The 21829-nt window shown below is 69.1% G+C and carries 22 protein-coding genes; 9 read left to right on the top strand and 13 right to left on the bottom strand.

All coding sequences use genetic code 11. The annotated features are described in order from the left end of the window. Positions 1-278: 278 nt before the first annotated feature. From GKC29_RS21930 to catC, 9 genes are all read left to right on the top strand, one after another. Complete coding sequence (locus tag GKC29_RS21930; protein WP_230688766.1) at positions 279-680, top strand: hypothetical protein; 402 nt, start codon at positions 279-281, stop codon at positions 678-680. Between the two features lie 26 nt (positions 681-706). Further along, positions 707-1687 (top strand): phenol 2-monooxygenase, encoded by a 981-nt coding sequence (locus GKC29_RS21925; RefSeq protein ID WP_155332608.1) that lies wholly within the window; start codon positions 707-709, stop codon positions 1685-1687. Beyond that, positions 1684-1968 carry an MmoB/DmpM family protein gene (locus tag GKC29_RS21920; protein ID WP_155332607.1) on the top strand — a complete coding sequence of 95 codons (285 nt, stop codon included), beginning with the start codon at positions 1684-1686 and terminating at the stop codon, positions 1966-1968. The genes GKC29_RS21925 and GKC29_RS21920 overlap by 4 nt, the downstream gene beginning before the upstream one ends. Positions 1969-2032: 64 nt before the next feature. Next, positions 2033-3547, top strand: coding sequence for a YHS domain-containing protein (locus tag GKC29_RS21915; protein WP_230688765.1), 1515 nt, complete (start codon positions 2033-2035; stop codon positions 3545-3547). 2 nt (positions 3548-3549) lie between these two features. After that, the gene (locus GKC29_RS21910; RefSeq protein ID WP_155332605.1) at positions 3550-3882 is read left to right on the top strand and encodes a phenol hydroxylase subunit P4; all 333 of its coding nucleotides are present in this window, start codon (positions 3550-3552) and stop codon (positions 3880-3882) included. A gap of 13 nt (positions 3883-3895) precedes the next feature. Beyond that, complete coding sequence (locus GKC29_RS21905; RefSeq protein ID WP_155332604.1) at positions 3896-4963, top strand: NADH:ubiquinone reductase (Na(+)-transporting) subunit F; 1068 nt, start codon at positions 3896-3898, stop codon at positions 4961-4963. 30 nt (positions 4964-4993) lie between these two features. Further along, positions 4994-6097: a mandelate racemase/muconate lactonizing enzyme family protein gene (locus GKC29_RS21900; RefSeq protein ID WP_155332603.1), complete on the top strand. Its 1104-nt coding sequence runs from the start codon at positions 4994-4996 to the stop codon at positions 6095-6097. Positions 6098-6179: 82 nt separating this feature from the next. Next, entirely contained in the window at positions 6180-7034 is an 855-nt protein-coding gene (catA, locus tag GKC29_RS21895) for a catechol 1,2-dioxygenase (protein ID WP_155332602.1), read from the top strand. 66 nt (positions 7035-7100) lie between these two features. Next, positions 7101-7406: a muconolactone Delta-isomerase gene (gene catC, locus GKC29_RS21890; RefSeq protein WP_370463273.1), complete on the top strand. Its 306-nt coding sequence runs from the start codon at positions 7101-7103 to the stop codon at positions 7404-7406. A 231-nt stretch (positions 7407-7637) separates the two neighbouring features. Here catC and GKC29_RS21885 read toward each other — a convergent pair whose 3' ends face one another. The 13 genes from GKC29_RS21885 to GKC29_RS21830 form a co-directional block, all read right to left on the bottom strand. Further along, the gene (locus GKC29_RS21885) at positions 7638-8567 is read right to left on the bottom strand and encodes a transposase (protein ID WP_230688764.1); all 930 of its coding nucleotides are present in this window, start codon (positions 8565-8567) and stop codon (positions 7638-7640) included. Continuing rightward, entirely contained in the window at positions 8485-8661 is a 177-nt protein-coding gene (locus GKC29_RS30110) for a hypothetical protein (RefSeq protein WP_230689156.1), read from the bottom strand. The genes GKC29_RS21885 and GKC29_RS30110 overlap by 83 nt, the downstream gene beginning before the upstream one ends. A gap of 591 nt (positions 8662-9252) precedes the next feature. Beyond that, complete coding sequence (locus tag GKC29_RS21880; RefSeq protein ID WP_155332600.1) at positions 9253-10746, bottom strand: CoA-acylating methylmalonate-semialdehyde dehydrogenase; 1494 nt, start codon at positions 10744-10746, stop codon at positions 9253-9255. A 222-nt stretch (positions 10747-10968) separates the two neighbouring features. Further along, positions 10969-11430: a MaoC family dehydratase gene (locus GKC29_RS21875; protein ID WP_155332599.1), complete on the bottom strand. Its 462-nt coding sequence runs from the start codon at positions 11428-11430 to the stop codon at positions 10969-10971. A 44-nt stretch (positions 11431-11474) separates the two neighbouring features. Continuing rightward, the gene (fabG, locus tag GKC29_RS21870; RefSeq protein WP_155334284.1) at positions 11475-12233 is read right to left on the bottom strand and encodes a 3-oxoacyl-ACP reductase FabG; all 759 of its coding nucleotides are present in this window, start codon (positions 12231-12233) and stop codon (positions 11475-11477) included. A 23-nt stretch (positions 12234-12256) separates the two neighbouring features. Next, positions 12257-13165 carry a 2-hydroxy-3-oxopropionate reductase gene (locus GKC29_RS21865; protein ID WP_230688763.1) on the bottom strand — a complete coding sequence of 303 codons (909 nt, stop codon included), beginning with the start codon at positions 13163-13165 and terminating at the stop codon, positions 12257-12259. Then, the gene (locus tag GKC29_RS21860; protein WP_155332598.1) at positions 13158-13916 is read right to left on the bottom strand and encodes an SDR family oxidoreductase; all 759 of its coding nucleotides are present in this window, start codon (positions 13914-13916) and stop codon (positions 13158-13160) included. Before GKC29_RS21860 ends, GKC29_RS21865 begins: the two co-directional genes overlap by 8 nt. Continuing rightward, positions 13913-14719 (bottom strand): hypothetical protein, encoded by an 807-nt coding sequence (locus tag GKC29_RS21855; protein ID WP_230688762.1) that lies wholly within the window; start codon positions 14717-14719, stop codon positions 13913-13915. Before GKC29_RS21855 ends, GKC29_RS21860 begins: the two co-directional genes overlap by 4 nt. Next, entirely contained in the window at positions 14710-15978 is a 1269-nt protein-coding gene (locus GKC29_RS21850; RefSeq protein ID WP_155332597.1) for a CaiB/BaiF CoA-transferase family protein, read from the bottom strand. The genes GKC29_RS21855 and GKC29_RS21850 overlap by 10 nt, the downstream gene beginning before the upstream one ends. Next, on the bottom strand, positions 15978-17090 hold the full coding sequence (locus GKC29_RS21845; RefSeq protein WP_155332596.1) for an acyl-CoA dehydrogenase family protein: 1113 nt from the start codon (positions 17088-17090) through the stop codon (positions 15978-15980). The genes GKC29_RS21850 and GKC29_RS21845 overlap by 1 nt, the downstream gene beginning before the upstream one ends. A 311-nt stretch (positions 17091-17401) precedes the next feature. Beyond that, positions 17402-19795, bottom strand: a complete 2394-nt coding sequence (locus GKC29_RS21840; RefSeq protein ID WP_155332595.1) for a transketolase C-terminal domain-containing protein — start codon at positions 19793-19795, stop codon at positions 17402-17404. Between the two features lie 43 nt (positions 19796-19838). Beyond that, positions 19839-20909 carry an aminotransferase class V-fold PLP-dependent enzyme gene (locus tag GKC29_RS21835; protein ID WP_230688761.1) on the bottom strand — a complete coding sequence of 357 codons (1071 nt, stop codon included), beginning with the start codon at positions 20907-20909 and terminating at the stop codon, positions 19839-19841. Positions 20910-21010: 101 nt separating this feature from the next. Beyond that, on the bottom strand, positions 21011-21802 hold the full coding sequence (locus GKC29_RS21830) for an IclR family transcriptional regulator (protein WP_155332594.1): 792 nt from the start codon (positions 21800-21802) through the stop codon (positions 21011-21013). Positions 21803-21829 lie beyond the last annotated feature (27 nt).

Genomic DNA, 21829 nt, shown 5'->3' with positions numbered 1-21829 from the left:
AGCCTCCTCTCATCGCACCCTCACCCGTCGAGGTCGCGAGGATCAGGAGGACAGGTGGACACCATCGCACCCGTTCGCCCCGCGCTCGTTCCGGCCGCTCCATCCCGGACGCCCGTTGCGCCGGCCGCGACGACCACGCCCGCCAGCTCGAAGCTGCTCTTCACCGGCCGCGCCGCCCGCGCACCGGAAGCCCGCTCTTTGCCCGCCACCCGAGGCTCGTGCCGATTTTCGGCGCCGATCCCGGCTCGGCCTGAGAAGGCCCTGCCGTGACCCCGTTCATGACTGCCGTCCAAGCCCTCCTCGACGGCCAGGATGCCCCGACCCCCGAGACCCAGCCGAGCGCTGCCGAGCCGGTGGCTCGCGCAACCGACACCCAGGTGCTCGTCCGCTCCCTCGCCGAGCAGCTCGTCAGCGAGGCCAACTCCGTGCTCGCCGCCCACGACCGCAGCATCGATCTCGTCGACGAGGCCGGTCCCGGCGCCCTCGCCTTCACCCTCGCCTGCGCCGGACGCTGGGCGCGCGTACGGACCGTCGTCGACGGCCGCACCGCGCTCGCCGAGCTCGTCGGCCCCGACGGGCGTACCGAGGCCGAGCCGCGGCGGCTCGCCTCCGAAGACGAGTTGCGGGCCCTCCTGCTCTCCCTCATAGCTCCGGCCCGCGTCAACCGACCCCACCACTGACCCGCCACCGACTATCGGAGACCACCGTGCAGTACGAACTGCGATATCAGGTCATCGAGCCCGTTCGGCAGACCTACCAGAACGTCATCGACCGCCTCGGCGACCAGCCAGCCAACCGTTACCTGGAGGCCACCCTCGACATCGAGCCGCGGGAGAACTTCCACTACCGGCCCACGTGGGCGCAGGACCGCGAGCTCTACGACGAGCGGTTCTCCGACCTGCGCCTGACCGACCCTTATGCGTTCACCGACCCCCGCCAGTACTACTACACGCCGTACGTCACCAAGCGTGCGGCGGCGCACGAGGAGTTCGGCAAGACTCTGACCTACCTCGAGGGACGCGACCTGCTCGCCCGGATGCCCGCGCCGTGGCGCGCCGTGCTCGCCACCGTCGTCGTGCCGCTGCGCCACTACGAGAGCGGCGCCCAGCTCGTGACCGTCGCCGGTTCCCGCTTCGCCTACGGCACGTCGCTGGAACAGTGCTGCACCTTTGCCGCGTTCGACCGCATCGGCAACGCGCAGATGCTCTCCCGCGTCGGCATCGCGCTCGCCAGCGGGAGCGCCGAGGTGCTGCGGAACGCCAAGCTCGAGTGGCTCGACGGCGAGCACTTGCAGCCGCTGCGCCGCTTGGTCGAGGAGATCATGGTCCTCGACGACTGGGCCGTCGCCTTGCTCGCCGTCGACGCCGTCGACAAGCTCGTGTACCCGCGGCTGTTCGCTGGGCTCGACGAGGCTGCGCTCACCGGCGGGGCGGGCGCGTACTCGCTGTTCGCTCAACACCTGACGGCCTGGTTCACCGACCAGCGCAAGTGGCTCGATGCGCTGACGAAGGCCTGGCGTCAGGACCCGCAGCATGGGGAGCGCAACGCCGCCGTGCTCGACGCAGCCGATGCGACCTGGGGCGCTCGGGCCCTTGAGGCCGTCGACGCGATCACCGCCGTCGTTGACGACAGGCTCGGCACCGGCCACTCCTCCACCTCCGCCGCGATCCCCGGAGAGGCCCGATGAGCCACACCCTGCGCCAGGTCGGCATCGACCTGCAAGATTCCGAGGAGAACCGCGCCCTCATCGAGGCGATCCGCGTGGACAACGCCGAACTCACCGTCCGCCACCTGCCGGGGCTGGTCAAGCTCCAGGCGGCGGGCCAGATCGTAATCAACCGGGAGACGGTCGAGAACAGGCTCGGCCGCGAGTGGGAAACCGGCGAGCTGCAGCTGGCTCTCGTCTCCTACGCCGGCAACTTCTCAGAGTGGGACGACGACCGCGTCGTCGTCCGGTGGGAGCACTGACGACACCATGACGATGCAGCAGAACGCCCCCTCGTATGGCGCCAGGCCAGCCCGCAAGCTTCCGATGAAGGAACGCTACTCGCTGCTCACCCGCGACCTTGATTGGGAGCCGAGCTACGTCCCACGGGAGAAGCTCTACCCGTTCACGTCCTACGAGGGCATCAAGGTCCACGACTGGGACGGCTGGGAGGACCCCTTCAGGCTCACCGTCGACGCCTATTACAAGTACCAGGCGGAAAAGGACAAGCGGCTCTACGCCGTCCTCGACGGCTTCGCGCAGAGCCAGGGCCACCTCACGCTGTCCGACGCCAGCTACCTCAACGCCATCAAGCTCTTCATCCAGGGCGTGACCCCGCTGGAGTACGCCGCTCACCGGCACTTCGCCTACCTCGCCCGCTACCTTGAGGGCCCCGCGCCGCGCTTCGCGGCGCTGTGCCAGAGCGTCGACGAGCTGCGCCACTGCCAGACGCAGATCCACACGATCAGCAACTACAACAAGTACTACTCGGGCTTCCACTCCTGGTCGAAGATGCACGACCGGGTCTGGTACCTGTCGGTGCCGAAGTCGCTGTTCGACGACGCCATGAGCGCCGGGCCGTTCGAGTTCCTCATCTCGATCTCGTTCAGCTTCGAGTACCTGCTCACCAACCTTCTCTTCGTGCCGTTCATGAGTGGCGCAAGCTTCAACGGCGACATGCCGACGATGTCGTTCGGGTTCTCCGCCCAGTCCGACGAGAGCCGGCACATGACGCTCGGCCTGGAGGCGATCAAGTTCCTGCTCGAGCAGGACGAGGACAACGTGCCGATCATCCAGGACTGGATCGACAAGTGGTTCTGGCGGGCGTACCGGATGTCCGCGCTGGTCGCCGCGATGATGGACTACATGCTCCCCAGGCCGGTGATGAGCTGGAAGGAGGCTTTCGAGCTCTACTTCGAGGACCAGATGCTCGGCGGGCTCTTCCCGGACCTGGAGTTCTACGGCATCAAGCCGCCGCGCCACGTGCAGCAGGCGATCGCCGAGAAGGACCGGCTCAGCCACGAGGTCTACAAGATTCTCCACAACTTCTCGTTCGCCGCGGCCTTCACCACCTCGACACCGACGCAGGACCACATGCGCTGGCTGTCGGAGCAGTACCCCGAGACGTTCGACCGCTACTACCGACCGGTGTGGGAAAAGCACGAGCGCATCGAGGCCGCCGGCGGCCGCGCATTCGTCATGGGCCTGCCGCAGCTGTGCCAGGTCTGCCAGATCCCGATGGCCTTCACCGAGGCCGACGACCCCAGCCGGATCTCGTACCGCCGCTCGCAGTTCCGCGCCGAGACGTTCCACACCTGCAGCGACGGATGTCAGTGGATCTTCGAGCGGGAGCCCGAGAAGTACGTCCAGGCGTGGCTGCCGGTGCACCAGATCTACCAGGGCAACTGCGGCGGGCCGACCGTCCCCGACGTGCTGGCGTGGTACGGCATCCAGGAGGGCGACAACGGCGAGTTCAAGGGCTCCCGCGACGCACTCGCGTGGACCGCGTGGCACGCGGAAGGAACAACCGGCAGCAGCAACGGCGTGGCGAAGGAGGTATGACGGTGGCGGTCAAGGCACTGTACGACTACGACTTTCCCTCGGCCGACCGCGCGGAGCTGTTCGGCGACGACCAGCTCGTCTACGTGCACTGGGACGGCAATCCGTTCTTCTGCTCCGCGGCGGCGTTCCGGGTCCCGCGGACGATGCCGTTCGGGACGTTCGTCAGCGACGTCGTCGGACCGTGGGCGGCGTCCGACCCGGACTTCGACCCCGCGACGGTCGGCGGCTGGCGCCTGTTCGACGACGAGATCCACGCCTCCCCGCACGCGTCCCTGGCCGACCTGGGAGTCGGACACAAGGGCCTGCTCCACTTCAGCACCGTCCCGGCAGCCTGAGGACGGAGCATCCATGACCACCACGTACACCGTCCGCGTCGAGCCGCTGGGGGCGGAGGTGAGCTGCCGGGAGGACCAGACCGTCCTCGATGCTTGTCTTCGCGAGGGCGTCTGGCTCCCGCACGCCTGCACCCACGGCACGTGCGGCACGTGCAAGGCCATCGTGCTCGACGGCGACATTGACCTCGGCAGCGCCTCGCCGTTCGCGCTGCTGGACAGCGAGCGGGAGGAGGGCTGCGCGCTGCTGTGCGTGGCCCGCCCCCGCGGCGACCTCGTCGTCGAAGGCGAGGTCGACATCGAGGACGGGGTCGAAGTCCACCCCGTCCGGGACCACCGAGGACGGGTGGTAACGCTCGAGGAGGTCGCCCCTGACGTCCGCCGCGTGGTGCTCGATCTCACCCGGCCCATGCCGTTCAACGCCGGACAGTACGTGCAGCTCGTGCTGCCCGGCGGCGACACCCGCCCGTACTCGATCGCCAACAGCCCCTCGGACCCGCGGCGCATCGAGCTGCACGTGCGCCGCCATCCGGGCGGCGCGGCCACCGACCGCTGGATATTCAAGGATCTCGCCGTCGGCGACGAGGTCGCCCTGTCCGGGCCGTACGGGACGTTCTCGTGGCGGCCGGCGCGGGACAAGCCGGTGCTGCTCGTCGGCACCGGCACGGGGCTGGCCCCGCTGGCCTCGATCCTCGCGCAGCTGGGCGACACCGCCGCGGCGGCAGGCTGGGAGCACGAGGTGGTGCTGTACCACGGCGTCGCCACGAAGGACGAGCTCTACGACCGCGAGAGGTATGAGCGGCTCCAGCAGGAGCTGCCCTGGTTCTCCTACCGCCCAGCGGTCTCACGCGAGCCGGTGAACGGCCGGCAGGGCCGGGTGACCGACCTGCTCGCCAAGGACTTCCCGCGCGCCTCCGGACGCGTGGCATACCTCTGCGGCAGCCCTCGGGCGGTCGAGGACACGATGAAGGTGCTGATGCGGGCCCGGCTGTTCCCACGCGACATCCTCCGCGAAGGCTTCTTCGACTCCGCGGACCGTGCCTCGGGCACGCACGTCGTCCGCAGCCCGCTGATCCGACGCTGAGCCGGCCCGCTCCCGAGAGGAAGGACACTCGTGAAGATCACCTCGGTCGAGGCGATTCCCTACGCGATCCCCTACCAGAAGCCGCTGCGCTTCGCCAGCGGCGAAGTGCACGTCGCCCAACACGTGCTGGTCCGGGTGCGGACCAGTGACGGCGTCGTGGGGAACGCCGACGCCCCACCTCGACCGTTCACCTACGGTGAGACGCAGACCTCGGTCCGCTCCGTCATCACCGACGTCTTCGGCCCGGCGATTGAGGGCCTGTCGGTGCTCGAGCGCGAGGTCGCCCTGGCCCGGATGAACCGCACGGTCGGAAACCCGGTCGCCAAGGCCGCCGTGGACATGGCGATCTGGGACGCCCTCGGCCAAAGCCTCGGGGTGTCGGTGAGTGAGCTGCTCGGCGGTTGGACCGACCGGGTGCGGGTCGCGCACATGGTCGGCTTCGCTCCGCCCGCCGAGATGGTCGCAGAAGCCGAGCGCATCCGCGACCGCTACGGGGTCACGACCTTCAAGGTGAAGGTGGGTCGGGCCCCGTTCACCGACGACGTGACGGCGTGCCAGGCACTGCGTGAGGCCCTCGGCCCCGACGTCGAACTCTACATCGACGGCAACCGCGGGTGGACACCGCGCGAGGCCGCCCGCGCGCTTCGGGCCATGGAGGACCTCGACCTCACCTTCGCCGAGGAGCTGTGCCCGGCCGACGACGTGCTCGGCCGGCGCTGGCTGGTGCGGCAGAGCCGCATCCCGTTCTTCGCCGACGAGAGCGTTGCGCGTCCGAGTGAGGTCACTCGCGAGCTGCTCGGCGGTTCGGCCAACGGCATCAGCATCAAGACATCCCGAACGGGCTTCACCGTCAGCCAGCGGCTCGTCGGCCTGTGCGAGGGCCTCGGCGCGGACGTCGTCGTCGGCAACCAGATCGACAGCCAACTCGGATCGCTGTGCGCGGCGGCTTTCGCCGCCGCCTTCCCACTCACCGCACGCCGGGCCGCGGAACTGTCGAACTTCCTTGACATGACCGACGACCTGCTTGCCGAGCCGCTGCAGATCACCGACGGCCACCTCCGGGTCCGCCAAGGACCCGGCCTTGGCCAGGAGATCGACGAGGGCAAGCTCGCCCGCTACCGCCAGGACCGCTGACGCCCGTGCCTCCCACTTCGACAACCCACACCCCGACCGCCGACCCGCCCGCCAGGGACCGTGCACGCAGAAAGGCACCGACATGACCGACCAGCTCACCGAGTTCGACGCGACCGCCGCCGGAACCGGCGCGAACGCCACGAAGATGTTCCAGGTCAAGACCCGCGAGGCGACCACGGTCGACCACGCCCGGGTCGCAGCCGTGGCCGGCGACGCCTTCGCGGCTCTGCACAAGGTCATCCATCAGCACCGAGTCACTTATGCCGAGTACGACGCGCTGAAGAGCTGGCTCATCCGGGTCGGTGAGGACGGCGAATGGCCGCTGTTCCTCGACGTGTTCGTCGAGCACGTCGTCGAGGAGGTGGTCAACGCCGACCGCGCGGGCAGCAAGGGCAGCATCGAGGGCCCGTTCTACATCCCCGGTGCCCCGAGCGAGGTCGGCTCGACCACCCTGCCGATGCGAGACGACGAACCTGGCACGCCGCTGCTGTTCCAGGGCCAGGTTCGCGGCGTCGACGGCGCCCCGCTGCCGGGCGCGACCGTCGAGCTCTGGCACGCCGACGCCAACGGCTTCTACTCCCGGTTCGCCCCCGGCCTGCCAGAATGGAATCTGCGTGGCGTCGTCCTCGCCGACCCGGAGGGCCGCTTCGCCTTCCGCACCGTCAAGCCCGCGCCATATCAGATCCCGCACGACGGGGCGACCGGCCAGCTCATCGAAGCCGCTGGCTGGCACGCGTGGCGCCCGGCGCACTTGCACCTGAAGGTGTTCGCCTCCGGCCACCATTCCGTCACCACCCAGCTCTACTTCGATGGCGGCGACTACAACGACTCCGACATCGCGTCCGCGGTCAAGCCGGACCTGATCATCGCACCCACCCCACGCGCCGACGGCGCCGGCGAGGAGGTCACCTACGACTTCGTGCTCGACCGCTTCTGAGCGCACGGGCCGACCAGGAACGCACGAAGCGACCCGGAGGGAGGCGGGAGCGACATGCTCTTCGCCGTGACAATGGACGTCGAGCTACCGCGCGACATGCCGGTCGACGAGCGGGCCGAGCTGCTCGCGCGAGAAAAGGCGTACAGCCAGGAGCTGCAGCGGGCCGGCAAGTGGCCGCACATCTGGCGGGTCGCCGGCCACTACGCAAACGTCAGCGTCTTCGACGTTGCCGACAACGACGAGCTGCACGCCCTGCTGTCGGGTCTGCCGCTGTTCCCGTACCTGCGAATCCAGGTGACCGCGCTGGCCGCCCACCCCTCCGACGTTCGTCTCACCGGCGTGGTAGGCGGCGAAGACGACGACCCACGGTAGGAGAGGATCTGCTGCTCGCTTGGCCCCGCGCCGGAAGCCCGGGTCATCGCTGTGACGATCCGGGCTTCCGTCCGACCCCGGTTCGGGGCCCGGCGGTCGTAGGAGGGCCGCTCGACTGCCTGGGTCCTGCTGGGGAACCCGTTGCATGCGCCGGACGACGCCCGTCGGCGGGGCGCCGTGGTTTGCGCGGGCAGCGCGTCGCCGCCGCGCCATATACGTACTGGCAAGTTGTCACCGGGCTCCGCGACGCACCGACGGACACGTACTTCGCAGCACGTCGTGACGATCGAAGGTAGTCGGCCCGCGGCGCCGGACGTTCGTGGGCGACCCCTGCCATGACGGTACCGCTCGCTGCAACCGGTGCCTTGGCGGCATGAAACGTCGCGTCAGCCGAGCCGGCCACCGCGCACATCGCCGAGCGGGATGGCACCGGCAAGGCGCAGTCCGCGTTGTGTATCGATTCATGTCGATCATCCGACACGAACCCCGGTGGTTCGACTGCCGCTGAGGGCCGGCCCGTCCTTCGATGCGTGAGAACTGCGCAGTGATGGCGGTGCGGTGAGGCGCGAACGGGTCCCGACGGTTCCCCGTTTGCCCCCCGAGAACCCTGTCCCAACGCTCACGATCAGTGACAAAAGGAGATTGGCGCCTGGCTGCATCTGTGCAGGTAAACAACCACTTGCGCCAAGCAATGACAGACTTGGAGTGGCTACGGTCGGTAACAAGGGGTTTTGGTATCCAATGACAAACCCTGAAGAGGGCTCGACAAGAGGCTGTCCTGGGTTCAAGTCTCCTCGTTCCCAGGAGGGCTGCCTCGGTGATTGCTCCACAGTCACGGTAGCCGGTGCATGCAGGAGAGCGGAGATGGGGTTTCGCGTGGCGGTAGTCGTGGATGAGCCCACCGAGCACATCGACCCGTTCGATATGCCCGAGCGTCTGCGTGCGCGGGTCGGCGTTACCCGCTGATGGAACGGGCACGTCGAGGTCGTTGCCGCGGCGCGGCCGAGCCGTGTTGTCGTGCCGGATGTAGTTGGTCAGGACGCGTTCGAGGTGGCGGCGGTTGCAGATCAAAACCCAGTCAAGACACTCGGTCCGCGCGGTGCGTGTCCAGCGTCGCGCGTAGGCGTTGGCCTTCGGCGCTCGCGGTGGTGTCTGGAGCACCTGGATGCCCGGCCGCGGTGAACACGCGATCGAACGTGCCGTCGCGATCCCGGATCAGGAAGCGGAACCGGTGGGCGTGCTCGTCGAGGTCCATGAGCGGGTTGCGGGCGGCTTCGGTGACTCAGGCGCCGGTGGGGTGGGCGGAGTTCCCGGCCAGGTGCACCCGGCGGTGTTCGAGTCCGGTGATGAAGAACACGTACAGCCTGGTGAGGCCGATGTCCCGACGGTGAGGAAGTCGCTGGCGAGCGTTCCGGCGGCCTGGGTTCGCAGGAACTGCGTCCCCGGCGGGCCGCCGCGCCGGGGTTTCGGTCTCAGGTGGTGGCGGCGCAGAATGGTGCGTACCGCGGTCGCCGATACACGTATGCCGAGTTTGCGGCACTCGTCGACGATACGGATGTATCCCCAGCCTGGGGTTTCTCGGGCCAGCCGCAGCACGAGGTCGACCACCTCTGGGTCCAACCCTTGGCAACGTCGACCACGGGAGGTTGGGCCGGCGATCGCGGGGGGAGTAGCTTCGCCAGGCTCGCGAGGATCATCCGGTCGGCGGCCGTGTAGCAGGGCCCGCGCTACCTGCCGACGTAGCACCATCAGTTGGTGGCGGAGCACCGCGATCTCAACGTCCTTTGCGTTCGGCAAGGAGCCCAGACCGACCAGACTGAAGGCACAGGGGACAGCACACTTGAATTCATACGTTCTGCGGGAATCCCAGGTTGATGCCGCCGTGGCTAGGGTCGAGCCAGCGCGTGGTGATCGCCTTTTCGCGGGTGAAGAACCGGAAGCCGTCCACCCCGTACGCCTTGGCATCGCCGAACATCGACTCCTTCCAGCCGCCGAAGGAGTGATAGGCCACCGGCACCGGGATCGGTACGTTGATGCCGACCATGCCCACCTCGACTTCGGCCTGGAACCGTCGGGCGGCGCCACCATCGTGCGTGAAGATCGCGGCGCCGTTGCCGAAGGCTCCGGAGTTGACCAGCGCGAGGCCCTCATCGTACGAATTCACCCGTACGACGGACAGCACCGGGCCGAAGATCTCATCGGTGTAGGCGCGCGAGGTGGTCGGTACCCGGTCGAGCAGGGTCGGCCCTAACCAGAAGCCCTCCGGCGCGCCGTCGGCGATCACATCACGGCCGTCGACCACCACGGTCGCTCCGTCCTGCGCCGCGACATCAATGTAGGACGCGACCTTGTCACGGTGCTCGCGGCTGATCAGCGGCCCCATGTCGCAGCCACGCCGGCCGTCCCCGGTGCGCAGTTTGCTCATGCGCTCGGTGACCTTGGCGATCAGAGCGTCGGCTACTGGCTCCACCGCCACCACGACACTGATCGCCATGCACCGCTCGCCCGCCGAGCCGAAGCCGGCGTTTACCGCGGCGTCGGCGACCAGATCGAGGTCGGCGTCAGGCAGCACCAGCATGTGGTTCTTGGCGCCGCCGAGGGCCTGCACCCGCTTCCCATTGGCCGCCGCGGCCTGGTAGATGTATCGAGCGATCGGCGTCGAACCGACGAACGAGACGGAGGTGACACCGGGGTGCTCCAGTAAACCGTCTACGGCCGCCCGGTCGCCGTGCAGCACGTTGAACACCCCGTCTGGCAACCCAGCCTCGGCCAGCAGCCGCGCCAGCCAGATCGCTGCTGACGGGTCCTTTTCGCTGGGCTTGAGTACCACGGAATTCCCCGCAGCCAGCGCGATCGGGAGGAACCACATCGGCACCATGGCCGGGAAGTTGAACGGGCTGATGATCGCGGCCACGCCGATCGGCTGGCGAAGCGAGTGCACGTCCACTCCGGTAGAGACGTTGTACGTGTAGTCGCCCTTGAGTACCTCGGGGAAGCTGAGCGCGAACTCGAGGACTTCCTGGCCGCGTACGATCTCGCCGAGCGCGTCGGAGAGCACCTTGCCGTGCTCGTTGGTGATGATTTCCGCGAGCTCGTTCTTGCGGGCGTTGAGCAGCTCGCGGAACGCGAACAGCACCGACTGACGCTTGGCGATGGACGTGTCGCGCCATCCGGGGTACGCGGACGCTGCGGCGGCCACCGCGACGTCGACCTCGGCGGCGTCAGCGAGCAGCACGGAGGCGCGCTGGGTGCCGAGCGCTGGGTCGTAGACCGGTCCAAGCCGGGATTCCCCGGAGTCGTACTCCTTCCCGCCGATCCAGTGGACAATGCGTTCCGACATGTGAGTCTCAGCCCTTCTTTCGATGGTCAATCGGCTGGGGCCATCACGACGACGGCCCGACCGGTGATCTCGCCGGGCGCCAGCGCCTGGTAGACCCTCGGCCAACAGTGCATCCGATCTACGCGCCGGTGTTGGCCGCGGGGCGATCGCGATCGGCCCTGTGCCTGACCGCGTCGACAGCTCTGCTAGGAGCCGGGTTCGGCACCAGCACCGCGTCGACGATCACACGTATCGGCGCAGCAGGACGGTGGCGACGCACGCGGGTTTCGGATTGCCTTCGATTTCGATCGTGGCGGTGATTCGCATCTGGATGCCGCCGGTGACGTCGGTGACCTCGTCGATCACGGCTGTTGCCCGGACGCGGCTGCCTACCAGAACGGGAGCCGGGAAGCGGACCTTCTCGCAGCCGTAGTTCACACCCATCGTGAAGCCGCGGATCTCGACGATTTGCGGAAGGAGCAGGGGGATCAGGGACAGTGTCAGGTAGCCGTGCGCGATCGGCTCGCCAAACGCGCTGTCCCGCGTGGCCCGTGCCACGTCGACGTGGATCCACTGGTTGTCCCCGGTCGCGTCGGCGAACTTGTTCACCCGGTCCTGGGTGATGAGTTCCCACCCACTGGGCCCGAGCGCTGTTTCGACGAGTGCCCGGACGCCGTCTGCGCCGGTGATCACGGTGGCCGGCATGGCTCCTCCTGACTGTCGATGACATGCCCGTGATGCGGCGTGGCTCAGGCCTTCGGCCCGCCGGCCACGTAGATGACCTGTCCGGAGACGAACCCGGCACCTTCGCTGACCAGGAAGGAGACGGCGTGCGCGATGTCCTGGGGTTGCCCGGCGCGACCTACGGGGGTCTGCTTCGCGCGGGTGGCGAGGTAGGTGTCCCAGTCCGCACCGAGACGGTCGGCGGTCGCTTTCGTCATGTCACTGACGATGAAGCCGGGGGCGATGCAGTTCGCGGTCACGCCGAACTTGCCGAGCTCGATGGCGAGCGTCTTGGTGAAGCCCTGCAGGCCCGCCTTTACCGTCGAGTAGTTGGACTGGCCGCGATTGCCGAGCGCGGAGGTGCTCGAGATGTTGACGATGCGGCCGAACCTCGCGTCCACCATGTGTTTCTGCACGGCTCTGGTCATGAGGAAGGATCCGCGCAGGTGCACGTTGACGACGGTGTCCCAGTCATCCACGGTCATCTTGAACAGCAGGTTGTCCCGGGTCACGCCGGCGTTGTTGACCAGGACGGTCGGGGCACCGAGTTCGGTGGTGATCTGGTTGACCGCGGCGGTGACCTGCTCGGGATCGGAAACGTCGGCGCCGACCGCAAGCGCGCGGCCGCCGTGAGACCCGATCACGTCTACAGTGGACGCCACGGCTGACTCGTCGAGGTCCAGCACCGCGACCGCGAATCCGTCCGCCGCCAGTCGTTGCGCTGTCGCGGCGCCGATTCCGCGGGCCGAGCCGGTGACCACCGCGACGCGGGGGGAATCACTCATGTTAGCTCTCTCCTCCCCGGGCTTCACTGCCGGCCGTTCAGTCGCTCGAGCAGCTTGAGCAGCGCGGAGTGGTCGTCGTCCGCGTTGCCCTGGGCCTTGAGCGATGCCATCAGCTGCGCGACCACGGCCCCGACCGGGATCACCACCCCCGCCTCCCGGGCGGCGGACGTGACGATGCCCAGATCCTTGTGATGCAACTCCACCCGGAATCCGGGCTGGAACGATCGCGCCAGCATCCCCTCGCTCTTCTGGTTCAGCACGGCGCTGCCGGCGAGGCCACCACCCAGGACGGTCATCGCCTTCCTGGTGTCAACGCCGTAGGCGTCGAGGAAGACGATGGCCTCGGCCAGCAGCTCGAGGTGCCCGGCCACGATGAGTTGGTTGGCCGCCTTCACGGTCTGACCGGAGCCGGGTGGGCCGACGTGGACGATGGTCCTGCCCACTGCCTGGAACACCGGCTGAGCCGCCTCGACGTCTATAGCTTCCCCGCCGACCATGATCGACAGTGTGGCGCTCGCCGCGCCGGCCTGCCCTCCGGAGACCGGCGCATCGAGCAGCCGAAGCCCCTTGGCCTTCGCCTGGTGCCACAGGTCCTTGCTAACGTCGGGGCGGATGCTGCTGAAGTCGATGACAAGCGCTCCCAGCCGGGCAGTGTCGAAGACGCCGTCCGTGCCGGCCAGCACCTCCCGTACGTCCGGCGAGTCGGGCACCATGACACAAACGATGTCGGCGTCCGCGACGGCTTCGGCGATGCTGGTCGCGGCCCGGCCGCCGGCTTCCACCAAGCGACGGGTCTTCGCGGGACTCCGGTTGTAACCGATGACATCGAATCCGGCCCGGACGAGATGCTCGGCCATCGGCGCGCCCATGATGCCGAGTCCGATGAACGCCAACCTGGTTGCCATTCCGGTTTCTCCTGTTCGGCTAGTCATGCTTTGCGCGGTGCATCGAAACACCCAGTGACCTGCCGCCGTCGACCGTGAGCACCGCGCCGGTCACGTACGCGGCCCGCTCGCTGAGCAGGAACGCGGCGGATTCGGCGATGTCGTCGACGTCGGCGAACCTGCCGAGCGGGATCAGGTCCAGCATCGCGGCCTGCGCGGACTCGTCGGACAGGATGTTGGCGGTGGCCTCCGACGTCGGGACGAAGCCGGGCGCCAGTGCGTTCACGCGGATCCCGTGTGGGCCCCATTCGCGGGCCACGGACTTGGTGAACGCAAGCATCGCCGCCTTCGCGGCTGCGGAGTGTGCCACGGCAGGGGCGCCCGTCCACGCATAGGTGGCGATGATGTTCAGGATCGCGCCGGGTCGCCCTTCGGCGATCAGCCGTCGGGCCAGCGCCTGGGACAGGAAGAACGTCCCGTACAGGGAGATCTCCACGACCGCCCGGAAGCCGTTCGCCGACAGATCGACCGTGGGGCAGGCGAAGTTGCCGGCCGCGTTGTTGACCACACCGTCGACCGCCGGCAGCCCGTCGATCAGCGCCGCTACGGCCTCTGCGTCGCGCACGTCGAGGGCCGCGCTTCGGCAGTTCACGCCCTCCTCACGCAGGCGGCGCTCCGCCTCGGCCAGCCGCTCCTCGCCGCGCGCGACCAGGACCAGGTCGTGTCCGTCGCGGCCGAGGCGGCGGGCGATGCCGAACCCGATGCCGGCGCTGCCACCGGTGATGACGAAGGTGCTCATGAGCGTGCCTCGATCCATGCGTCGGCCCACAGGTGGATCGCCCGTGCCCGCCGTGAGTACCGCTGGAGCGGAAACTCCAGGGTGTAGCCGATCGCCCCGACCACCTGGTGGCATTCCGCCACCGCAGCGCACGCGGCCGGCCCTGCGTACGCCAGGGCGTCCAGGTCGGGTGATCCCTCGGCCAGCAGCAGCAGGCCGTCGGCGCAGAGGGCGGCGTCGGCGAGCCGTTGCTGGACGCTGTCCAGCCCGGCCAGCGTCCCGCCGAACGCCTGCCGGGTCGTCGTGTGTTCCAGCGCCAGCCGCAGGGCTTCGGCGGTAAGCCCGGCGAGGTACCCGACGGTCGCGGTCACCCAGGCGGCTTCTCGCCGGCCCGCGTCGGTCGGGTCCAGCAACTCGCCGCCGTCGATTCGGGCGCGGCCGGCGGCGATGCTGTCGCCGTAGGGGACCGGTTGGACCGCAGCGATGTGCGCTACCCGCAGGCCGTCCCGGGCGGGCACGATCGCGCGATCGCCGGGCTCGGCATAGCGGGTCATTCCTGACACGTACGGGCTTCCGCCGAGCAGGGCATCGAGTTCGTGCAGTGCGGCCAGGCCGCGGCCCAGCTCCACTGCGGCCGGACCCAGGAACGGCAGGGCCTGCGGATCCTCGCCCAGGTCGAACCAACCGGCGCTGCCCAGGTGCTTTCGCAGCTCCGGCAGCCGGTCGTCGTCAGTGCTGCCGGGCCGCCACGGGCCGGGAGAGCAATGGTCGGTGACGATGGATCGGATGGACGACGTGAATGCCGCGACCTCGGTCATCGACACGACGCTCGACCTCCTTCGGTGGTGTGGATCGTGGGTAGCGAATCGAGCACCTCGTGGGTGTGTTCACCCAGTCCCGGCGCGTGCCGTCGGGCAGGCGCGGCCACGCCGTCGATCATGAACAGGTTGCCCAGCAGCCGCACCTGTCCTGTTCCGGGCTGGTGCACGCACTGCACGAGCCCGTTGGTCTGCACCTGCTCGTCGTCGAACAACTGACTGAGCTGGCGCACCTCGCCGACCGGGATGTTCCGGGATCCGAGCAATGTGATCCACTCTGCGGTCGTCCGGTGCCGGAAGGCGGCCACGAACCGCTGATGCGTGGCGACCCGGTGCAAGCGCTCGGCCGGGTTGGCCGGGTCCGCCTGCGGGTTCTCGACCCACGGGTCGTCGAGGCCCAGCACGTCCAGCACCTGGCGTCGCTGGCTCACGTTCAGGCAGGCCAGGGCGATGTATCCGTCCGCCGTTTCGTAGCAGCGGTAGTAGGGCTCCAGCTCCTCGGCGGCAGCGGTGGCTCGGGCGATGGCGTCGATCTCGGCGCGGGTCACCGGCCGCGACGGCGCCCGGTCCGCCTCCACTCGCTCCCGTCGCACGAACCGCTGCACCTGGGTGGTGAGCGCCGCTCCCAGGAGCGAGACCTCGATGCCTGGGGCCTCGTCCGAGGCGCGCTGGTGCAGCCCCGCCAGGACGCTGATGGCGGCCAGCAGTCCGGTGGTGAGGTCGGCCATCGGGATCCCGCCGGAGCGGCGCGGTACCTCGTCGCCGACCCGGACGTCGGCCATGAGCAGGCCGGAGAGCGCCTGGGCGATCAGGTCGTAGCCGAGGCGTCCAGAGTCGGGGCCCTGGCTGCCGAAGGCGGAGATCGACACGCAGACGGCGCGGGGGTTCAGTTGGTGGACATTGTCCCGGTCGAGCCCGAACGACTCCGCCCGGGCCGGTGGCAGGTTGTGCACGACCGCGTCCGCGGTGGCGATCAGGCGATCGCTCGCCGCGCGTCCCTCCGCCGTCTTCAGGTCCAGCATGACCGAGCGCTTGTTGCGGTTGAGCGAGTAGAAGTAGTTGCTCTGGCCGGGCGCGTGCGGCTCGTAGTGGCGCCACGCGTCACCGCGAGGTCCTTCGACCTTGACGACGTCTGCGCCGAGGTCCGCCAGCAGCATTGTCGCCAGCGGGCCGGCCACGTACTGGGCGTAGTCGAGCACGCGGACGCCGGCAAGCGGCAGTCGCCGGGTTGGTGCGGTCGCGTGATCGGTGGTCGTGGATTCCATCAGGCGCAGCCCAGCCCCTGGCGGGCGATGACCCGACGCTGGATATCCGAGGCGCCGCCGGCGATGGTGGTCGCCACCGCGGCCCGGTGGAAGGCAGCGATACGACCGTCCACCGGCCCGTCGCCCCCGGACTCGATGAGCGCCTGCGGCCCGAGGATCTCGACTGCCACGCCTGCCAATTTCTGCATCAGCTTGGCGACCGACAGTTTCGCCATGGACGACGCCTTACTCGCCGGCTGCTGGCGGGCGAGCAGCTCGGTGGCCCGCCGCCCGTGCAGCCGGGCGGCCTGTGCTTCGCCGCGGAGCCGGCGCAGGGCCTGCCGGTGCGCCGCCGTCGTGCAGTGGGGCTCCAACTGGTCGAGCAGCCAGTGGACGACACCGACCTTCTCGCTGGTGACCCGCTCGAAGTCGAGTGTGCCCATGAGCACCTTCCACCCGCCGTGCAGCTCACCGACGATCTGGTCGGCCGGGATCTCCACATCCTCGAGGAGTACCTCGCCGAGGGTGCCACCACCGAGTGTCTCGTGTACGCGCACCTCGATGCCCGGGGTGTTGATGTCGGCCACGAGCACGGACAGCCCTCGGTGCCGGGGCCGCTCGGGGTCGGTTCGGACGGCGAGGTAGATCCAGTCCGAGTATTCGGCGCTCGACGTCCAGATCTTGCGGCCGTTGACGATGAACCGGTCGCCGTCCAGCACCGCGCGCGTGCGCAGCGAGGCGAGGTCCGAGCCCGCCTCGGGTTCGGAGAAGCCCTGGCAGAACACCAGGTCGCCGGCCGCCACTGGCGGCAGCAACCGTTCGAGCAACTCCGGCGTGGCGAACTTGAGCATGACGTTGCCGATGGTCTTGACGGAGAGCAGGTAGCTGGACAGCGGGAGCCAGTGGTAGCCGAAACGCTCCTCGACGGACAGCGTGTCCAGGGGGTCCAGGCCTTGGCCGCCGAGGCGCTCCGGCCAGTGCAGGCCGATCATCCCGGCGCTACCCATTTCTTTGTACGCGTAGCGCGAGTCGGCGTCGGAGGGCATGCCCTGGTACCTGTTCTCGCCGCGCTCGGCGAGCACTGCGGACAACGCGGCGGCGAACTGTTCCACCCGGTCTGTCAGGTCACCCATCACCACAACGTTCCTCGCCAATCAGTCGCTTTGATGCCGTGCCGGGCATGTGCCTGTCCGGAAGCCCTCCGGCTGCAGGCTTCACCGCCAGAGTCGGAACGGTGGTGAGTTGCCCGCGACGCCGAGCCCCGTGGGCGGGAACTGCACCGGCGATCGAGCCGCGGAGGGACCGGCTTGGATGTTCCAATCAACGGAAACACCTTTCGCACACCGGAAGCATAGGATCGCTGCTGCGACCGGTCAAGGCCAGCCGGGTCGCGATGCCCCGGCGGCGGCGGGAATGCGACGCCGTCGACGGTGGAGTTGTCGGCTCAGTGCAACGCGAGCGCGGCCAGTGCCGCGTTGACGATGCTGCCGGGCAGCAGGTCGTGCAGCTGGTACAGGTCGTGCACCGTGCCGGACTGGCCGAATTCGTCTACCCCCAGCGGTACGCACGCGACGCCGAGCGCGGACCCGAACCAGGCCATCGCGTGCGAGGCCGCATCGTGGACGGTGACCACCGGCGCGCGATGCGGGAAGGCGGTGGCCAGCACTCCGGGAACCGGGGGCACCCGCGCGGAGCGGATGCCTTGCCGCAGGCAGCTCTGCCACGCGCCGTAGAGCCGATCCAGGGACGTCACGTCCACGACGTGCGCGGCGATGCCCTCGTCGGCGAGTTCAGCGGCGGCAGCGAGGACCTCGGGCAGGACGGCCCCGGAACCGACCAGGTGCACCTGAGGTGCGCCACGTGCGGCGAGGTCGCTGGCGTCGATCAGCCGGTAGGCGCCGGACAGGACCTGGCGTCGCAGCACCGCATCTCCCATTCGGGCCCGCGCCGTCTCGAACGGTGCTTGGTCCAGCGGCCGGGTGGTGAGCCGGAAGTAATAGGCACCGGATTCCTCCGGCGGTGTTTCGGCTCCGGCACCATCGCCGGCGGCGATGCGGCGCAGCGAATCGCAGAGCAGCCAGTCGACGGCGGTCGCGTAGGCGGGCTCGAAGAACGTCGTGTTCGGCAGTTCGAGCCCGACGCTGGGCGTGATCGTTGACTGGTGGGCGCCACCCTCGGGAGCCAGGGTGACCCCGGACGGTGTTCCCGCCACGACGAACCGGGCGCCGGAGTAGACCGAGTAGATGAATGCGTCCAAGCCGCGCAGGACGAACGGGTCATAGACGGTGCCGACGGGGAGCATTGGCTGGTCCGACAGTTCCCGAGCCAGTCCGAGCTGGCCGAGGAGCAGGAAGAGGTTCATCTCGCTGATGCCGAGCTCGATGTGCTGGCCGGTCGGGCCCTCCGCCCAGCGCAGCACCGGGTCGGTGTTCCACGGCCGCTGCTGGATCGGCGAGAAGACGCCGGCGCGGTTGATGAAGCCAGCAAGATTGGTCGACGTGGCCACGTCGGGGGCCGTGGTCACCAGGTACGGGGCGACATCGCGGTTTCGAGACAGCTCGCTCAGGACCCGGCCGAAGGCTTCCTGGGTCGACGTCTGCCTTCCAGCGCGCAGCCCGCTGCTGGCCGGAACCTGGACCGGTCGCGACGTGCTGACGGAGGGCCGCGCCAGGTGGGCGCGCCGGGCGGCGATCCACCGACCGGCGGGGGTCGACGGGTCGAACCGGTCCCACTCGTTGTCGCGGTCGAGTCCGAGCGACGCGCGCAGCGCATCCACCTGGTCGCCGGAGAGCAGGGCCGAGTGATTGCGCGGGTTACCGGCGATCGGCAGCCCCCACCCCTTGACCGTGTAGGCGAAGACGACGCTCGGCCGGTCGGTCTCGGCGTCGCAGGCCGCGAAGGCCTCGAGGAGCGACGGGAGATCGTGGCCGCCAAGATCGGTGATCAGCTCGGCCAGTTCCGTGTCGTCCACGTCCGCGATGACGGACTCCACCTCGCTGGGGGCGCCGTCGAGGAACTGCTTGCGCAAATCGGGGCCGACCAGCCCGAACAGGGACTGGTATTGCTCGTTCGGCATGGCGTCGATCCAGGCCATCAGCCGCTCACCGCCGGGACGTTGGAACGCCGCGCGCGCTCGGCGACCGTACTTCACCTCGACGACGTGCCAGCCGGCGGCAGCGAACTGCTGCTTCCACTGCCCGACCCGCACACCGGGGACCACACGGTCCAGCGACTGGCGGTTGAAGTCCACCACCCACATGACGTTGCCGAGCCCTTGGGTGGAGGGATCGGCGATCGCCTCCCACACGTTTCCCTCGTCGAGCTCGGCGTCGCCCATCAGGGCGACGAAACGCGACCGCGGCCGGGCGCCGAAATGCGCGTCGACGTAACGACGGGTCACCGCGGCGAACAGCGGTGCGGCTGCGCCCAGGCCGACGGATCCGGTGGAGAAGTCGACGTCGTCGGGGTCCTTGGTCCGCGACGGGTACGACTGCAGCCCGCCGCGGGCCCGTAGCGTGGTGAGGTAGGACCGGTCGAGGTTGCCGAGCAGGTACTGGATGGCGTGGAAGACCGGCGACGCGTGCGGTTTCACGCTCACCCGGTCCGCGGCGTCCAGATGCGCGAACCACAACGCCGTCATCACCGACACGAGCGAGGCGCTCGACGCCTGGTGCCCGCCGACCTTGACCCCGTCACCGGTGTCCCGGTCGTGGTTGGCCGCATCCACGGTGCGGGTGGCCAGCCACAGCGCGCGCCGTTGGATCTCGTCGAGGACATCGATGTCGAGGGCGGCCTGGTGGGTCAGGGTTAGGGCAGAAAGTTCCTGGATGTCGGTCATCGGGCCCAATCCTCTCGGGGGCTCGGACGGGTGGGTACGCGCGTTACCGTCGGGCGGCGCGAGGGGTGGCAAAGAGTGCGTCGAGCGCGTCGACCAGACGGTCAAGGTCGTCGAGGGTGTTGTAGGCGTGCACCGAGACGCGGATCAGTGATCCGCCGGCCCAGTCACGCACCGGCGCGTCGACCCGATGTTCGGTCAACAGCCGGCGCCGCATCGCCTCGCTGTCGCACGGCGGCAGCGGCACCGAGACCATCTGGACGAACCAGTCATCGGAGTCCGGCGTGAACGGCTCGAGGCGAAACAGTCCGCTGACCGCCGCGCGAACGGCCCGCGCCAGCTCGTGACTACGGCGCCGGGCGGCCTCCCACGCCTGGGTCTGCTGGCAGTCGATGGCGGTCGGCAGCGCCAGGAACGCGCTCGGATCGCGCGTGCCCTGCCACCGGTGGCGTTCCAGGAAGGTCGACCCCGGCTGGGAGCCGTGGCTGATCAGCGGCGCCAGGATGCCGGACTGGTACTCCGGGCGGACGTAGAGGAAGCCGGTGCCCCGCGGCCCGCAAAGCCACTTGTGACAACTAGCCGCGTACACGTCCGCGCCGAGCGCGTCGAGCCGCAGGTGGAGCTGTCCGGGTGCGTGCGCCCCATCGACCACGGTCATGATCCCGGCGGCCCGGGCACGCCGGCAGATTTCTGCCACCGGCAGGGTGATGGCGGTCTTGGAAGTGATGTGGCTGAGAAAGATTACGCGCGTGGCCGGGCCGACCGCCGACCACACGGCCTCGACCAGGTCGTCCTGGTCCTCGACGGGCAGCGGCAGACGGTGACGGATGTAGCGGGCACCGGCCTCGGCGCAGACGTGCTGCCACAGCAGGTCCATCGCCTCGTACTCGTGGTCGGTCGCCAGCACCTCGTCGCCGGGTCGCAGCCGCAGCGAGCGAGCGACGGCGTTCAGACCGGCCGTCGTGTTCTGGACGAGGACCACGTCGCGCGCGGCGCAGCCGAGAAATTCGGCGAGGCGCTCGCGCACGCCCTCCATCAGTGCGCCATAGCCGTGGGAGAGCAGCGCGGACGGGTGGCGTTCGAGGTCACGCTGCCAACGCTGATGGGCGTCGAACACGGGCCTCGGGCAGGCACCGAACCCCCCGTGGTTCAGGTGGACGAGGCTGGGGTCCAGGAGGAACTGGTCGTGCAGGTCGTCGAGGGCGACAGCACTGGTGCTCATGGGTTGTCCGGCTCGAGTCCTTGGGCGCGCGCGATGGCCTCGGCGGTCGCCTTCAGCCGGGGGACGAACGTGGTCACCAGGTCCTGGGCAGGGACCCGGATCGCGGACGCGGCGATGTTGATCGCCGCGATCACCCCGTTGTGGGTCGGTACGGGCACCGCGCAGGAGTTAAGACCCGCCTCGTACTCCTCCACCGAGAGCGCGAAGCCATCGCTGCGGATGGTGTCGAGCTGGGCGGCGAGCTGCTCCCAGGACTGGACGCTGCGATCCGTGCGCGCCACGTACGGCGCCCCGCCGAGCTGCTGCTGAGCGTCGGCCGGATCGAGTTGGGCGAGCATGCACTTGCCGAGCGCGGTGCAGTGCGCCGGGGTGCGCAGCCCCGGTGTCGTGTCGACCCGCAGCAGGAAGCTGCCCGGCGCTGAGGCAAGGTAGAGAACCTCCGCGCCATCGAGAACGGCGAGGTTGACCGTCTCGCCGGTGTCCTGCGCCAGGGTGCGCAGGAACGGCTGGGCGAGGTCGGGCAGCGCCAGGCCGGACATGAGCGGCCCGACCAGCCGCATGACGCTCATGCCGATGCGCAGGCGCTTGGTGCGCGGGTCTCGTGCCAGGAATCCGCGCGCCAGCAACGTCGAAACGACCCGATGCGCGGTTGGCGTCGGCCACTTGAGCCGTTCGGCGATGTCGGTGAGCGACAACTCCGGCCCGCCCGCCGTGAACAGTTCCAGCACGTCGAGCACTCGACCGAGTGACTCAACGTGTTGACTTTCGCTGGCTTGAACTGATTTCATCTCGCCGGAAATGCTCTACTAGTGCCC

The organism is Micromonospora sp. WMMC415, from assembly GCF_009707425.1.
Taxonomy (GTDB): domain Bacteria; phylum Actinomycetota; class Actinomycetes; order Mycobacteriales; family Micromonosporaceae; genus Micromonospora.
Note: the sequence above shows the minus strand (reverse complement) of the source record. Positions and strands in the feature narration are given on the sequence as shown.